General features: G+C 68.7%; 3 protein-coding genes. 2 read left to right on the forward strand and 1 reads right to left on the reverse strand.

Features of this window, described 5'->3' with window-relative positions; translation table 11 throughout:
• Both AB0M20_RS29935 and AB0M20_RS29940 read left to right on the forward strand, forming a co-directional pair.
• The coding region (locus AB0M20_RS29935) for an immune inhibitor A domain-containing protein (protein WP_364303667.1) at positions 1–1,560 on the forward strand (1,560 nt) is incomplete at its 5' end.
• A 301-nt stretch (positions 1,561–1,861) separates the two neighbouring features.
• Positions 1,862–3,562 (forward strand): substrate-binding domain-containing protein, encoded by a 1,701-nt coding sequence (locus tag AB0M20_RS29940; protein WP_364303668.1) that lies wholly within the window; start codon positions 1,862–1,864, stop codon positions 3,560–3,562.
• 9 nt (positions 3,563–3,571) lie between these two features.
• On the opposite strand, the gene AB0M20_RS29945 is transcribed toward AB0M20_RS29940, so the two are convergent.
• On the reverse strand, positions 3,572–4,209 hold a 638-nt coding region (locus AB0M20_RS29945; protein ID WP_364303669.1), incomplete at its 5' end, for a galactose oxidase-like domain-containing protein.

Consider the following 4,209-nt stretch of genomic DNA (forward strand, 5'->3'; position numbering starts at 1 on the left):
TTCGACGCCGACGGCAACTTCAACGAGTCCGACGGCTACCTCGACCACTTCCAGATCGTGCATGCCGGTGGCGACGAGGCGGACGGTGACCCGTGGCAGGCAGAGGACGCCATCTGGAGCCACCGCGCCTTCGCGTACGGCGATGACGAGGGCGACCGCGGCCCGACCGGCAACCTGCTGGGCGGCACCGAGATCGCCGACACCGGCCTGTGGATCGGCGACTACACGATGCAGCCGGAGAACGGCGGGCTCAGCGTCTTCGCGCACGAGTACGGCCATGACCTCGGCCTGCCCGACGACTACAACGTGCTCACCGGCGGGGACAACAACAACGAGCACTGGACGCTGATGGCGCAGAGCCGGCTCAGCGCGGCCGGCGAGCCGATCGGCACCCGGGCGGGCGACCTGGGCGCGTGGAACAAGCTGCAGCTCGGCTGGCTCGACTACGAGACGGTGGTGGCGAAGCAGAAGCGCACCCTGACGCTGGGCCCAGAGGAGTACAACAGCGCCAAGCCGCAGGCGGCCGTCGTGGTCCTGCCGAAGAAGACGGTCACCACCGAGTTCGGGGCACCGTTCTCCGGTACCAAGCAGTACTTCTCCGGCAACGCCGACGATCTGCGCAACTCGATGACCCGCCAGTTCGACCTGACCGGCGCGACCGATCCGGCCCTGAACTTCAAGGCGCGCTACAACATCGAGGAGGACTTCGACTATCTGTACGTCCGGGCGTCCCTGGACGGGCAGAAGTGGACGGCGCTGGACGGCACGATCAACGGGGAGCCGTTCGGTCGTGACGGCGCCAACCCGCCGCGGCCGGCGATCAGCGGCAGCACGGACAACCAGTGGGTGGACGTGTCCGTGCCGCTGGACGCGTACGCCGGGCAGAACGTCTACCTGCAGTTCTACTACCGCACCGACGGCGGCTACTCGGCCGGCGGCTTCTTCGCCGACAACATCCAGGTCGTCGACGGCAGCACGGTGCTGTTCAGCGACGACGCCGAGAGCACCTCGCCGTGGACGCTGCGCGGCTTCACCACCGTGGGCACCAGCTCGACCGGGCAGTACGACAACTACTACATCGCCGGGCACCGGACCTACGTCTCGTACGACCGGTACCTCAAGACCGGCCCGTACAACTTCGGCTTCGCCAACACGAAACCGAACTGGGTCGAGCACTACTCGTACCAGCAGGGTGTGCTGATCTCGTACTGGGACCGGTCGCAGGTCGACAACGACACCAACCTGCACCCGGGCCAGGGCCGCAACCTCTACATCGACGCGCATCCCCGCCCGCAGTACCGGCTGGACGGGCTGCCGTGGCGTGCCCGCCTCCAGGTGTACGACGCACCGTTCAGCACCCGCCCCGGCCAGTCGTTCACGCTGCACGTCAACGGCCAGCCCTCGTTGCTGCGAGGGCAGCCGGCGCAGCCGCTGTTCGACGACACCAAGAAGTACTTCTACGAGGAATTGCCGAACCACGGGGTCAAGCTCCCCGCGGTCGGCGTGAAGATCCGCGTGGTGGAGGAGAACGGCACATCGGCCAAGATCAGGATCTCCTGATCTCCTGATCGCTCACGCGCGGCGCCCAGGGACTTCGGTTCCTGGGCGCCGTCGCGTTGGTGCGCCTTCGCGCATTTCCTTCCGCCGCGGAGCCGCCTGCGGCCGTTCGTCCCCTGCCCGTCCCACGCACAGGCATGGGACGGGCACACAGGGTGAGAAGTCGTGAACTTATTTCGAGTTAGCCCAAGTTTTGACCCGTTCGTTGTGGCATCCGGCGTCCGCGATCCGCAGTATGGAGCGCGTGACTGGCCGCCATCGTCGAAACTTCAACCTCAGAGGTGCCGGTGTCGTCGGTGCCGCCATGGCGATCGTCGTGGTGATCGCGACCTCGTACCTGGGTTATCAACAGCTGTCCGACAAGGGCTGCACCGGCCGGGTCCCGCTGACCGTCGCCGCCGCGAGCGAGATCCTCCCGGCGATCGAGCAGGCGGCACAGCAGTGGATGGCCGACGGCGGCAACGTCAACGGCACCTGTGTCGAGGTGAACGTCAACGCGGTGAACCCGGCCACGATGGCCGCCGCTGTGGCTCGTGACCACTCGGTGCAGCTGAGCGGCCTGGGCACCGCGCCCCAGTCGGTGGCGGTGCCGGATGTCTGGGTGCCCGATTCCCGCACCTGGCTGCAGAGGTTGAAGGCGGAGGCCTCCGGCTTCACGCCGTCGGACGGCGCGCCGATCGCGCAGAGCCCGGTGGTGGTGGCCATGCCCACCCCGGTGGCCGGCAAGTTCGGCTGGCCGGACAAGAAACTCAGCTGGCGCGATCTGCTGACGCAGATGAACGCGAGCACGGACGTGCGCACCGGCATCGTGGACCCGGCGCGTGACGCCGCGGGCCTGGCCGGCCTGCTCGCGCTGGCGGCGGCCGCACCGAGCGGTGTGAAGGGGCAGCAGGCGAAGGTGGGGGCGCTGCGTGCACTGGCGGCGGACAGCTCGAGCCTGCGCGACGACATGCTGCAGAAGTTCCCGCGCTCGGCGGACCCGGCCAGCGTCGCCAACGGCCTGACCGCGGCGCCGCTGTCGGAGGAGGACGTGATCGCGTACAACGCGGAACGGCCCCCGCTGCAGCTCGCCGCCCTCTACCTGGATCCGGCGCCGCCCGGCCTGGACTACCCGTTCGCGATCATGCCGCAGGTCGACCTGCAGCGGTCCGCGGCGGCCGTCGGGCTGCGCCAGCGCCTGCAGACCGCGCAGTTCAAGAACGCTCTGGCCGCGGCCGGGCTGCGCGGCCCGGACGGCACGGTCGGCACCGGCTTCTCGATGCCCGTCGGCGCGCCGTCGGCGACGGCTCCGGCCGGCTCGGCGGACGCGTCCCAGGGCGGGGCGGCCGCGTCCGGGATCGACGCCGGCGTGATCAACCAGGCGCTGGGCAGCTGGGCCGCGATCACCCAGCCCGGCCGGGTGCTGTCGGTCTTCGACGTCTCCGGCTCGATGGCCGAGCCGGTGCCGACCGCGGGCGGTCTGACCCGTTCCCAGGTGACCGCGCAGGCCGCACGGGTCGGCCTGTCGCTGTTCGACGACAAGTGGTCGGTCGGTGTGTGGATCTTCTCGACCGAGCTGGACGGCAAGAAGCCGTACAAGGAGCTGTATCCGATCAGCCCGCTGACCGCGGCGCGTTCGGAGCTGGCCGCTACGACCAACAAGTTCGGGCCGAAGAAGGGTGGCGGCACCGGCCTCTACGACACGGTGCTGGCCGCCTATCGAGAGGTGCAGCGGGACTACGTGCCCGGACGGATCAACTCGGTCATCCTGTTCACCGACGGCAAGAACGAGAACAAGGACGGCATCGAGATCGACCAGCTTCTCGTCGAGATGAAGAAGGCGCTGAACCCCAAGCGGCCGGTCCGCCTGGTGATCATCGGCATCGGTACCGGGGTCGACCGGAACGAGTTGAAGAGGATCACCGACGTGACGCCGGCGGGCGGTGTGTTCCTGGCGCCGGACCCGGCGAAGATGACCGACATCTTCCTGCAGGCCATGGCGTCCCGGACCGGTGCCACCACCTGACCTCCGGGCTCACCAGGTCCATTTCTGCAGGGCGTTGCCGTTGCAGGTCGAGATCAGGATCGCGGCCTTGTTCAGCGATGAGGCGGCGGCCAGGCACAGCGTTGTCCTGGCCGTCGGCCGGATCGTGCCGTCCGTGCCGAACTGCCATGTCTGGGCGGCCGACTTGTTGCACGAGTAGGCCCAGATCTTGCTCCCGGTGACGAAGCTGCTCGACGGAACGTCCAGGCAGTTGCCGAGGACCCGCACCGTCCGGTCGTCCGGCAGTCGCGTCAGCGCCTGTGCCTTGCTGGCGTTGCAGCTGTAGGCCTGCAGGTACGTGCGGGTCGCCGTGGACGACGACGGCACGTCGATGCACTTGCCGGTGCTGTTCTTGACCGGACTCAGCACCGGGCTCGGGCCTCGGCCGATCTGGATCATCTTCGCGACCGACGGAACGCCCGCGGCGTTGATGACGAACAGCATGTAGTAGCCGGGCGGGGCCACGCCGCCGTTCGGCGGGCCGTTGACCGTCAGCGTCGTACCCGTTGCCGTGAAACCCAGCGGGACATATCGCTGGCCCTGATCCACGCCGTGGGTGACGTCGCCCAGTCCGACCAGCGCGACCTTCCGGATGCTCGCCGCGTCCGGGGAGGAGACGGTGAACGTGC

Origin of the sequence: Actinoplanes sp. NPDC051633, assembly GCF_040681735.1 — a bacterium.
GTDB lineage: Bacteria > Actinomycetota > Actinomycetes > Mycobacteriales > Micromonosporaceae > Actinoplanes.

Bases quoted from the DNA above. Each gene is read 5' to 3' on its own strand.
- AB0M20_RS29940 (WP_364303668.1), top strand. From the start codon at position 1,862: ATGGCGATCGTCGTGGTGATCGCGACCTCGTACCTGGGTTATCAACAG.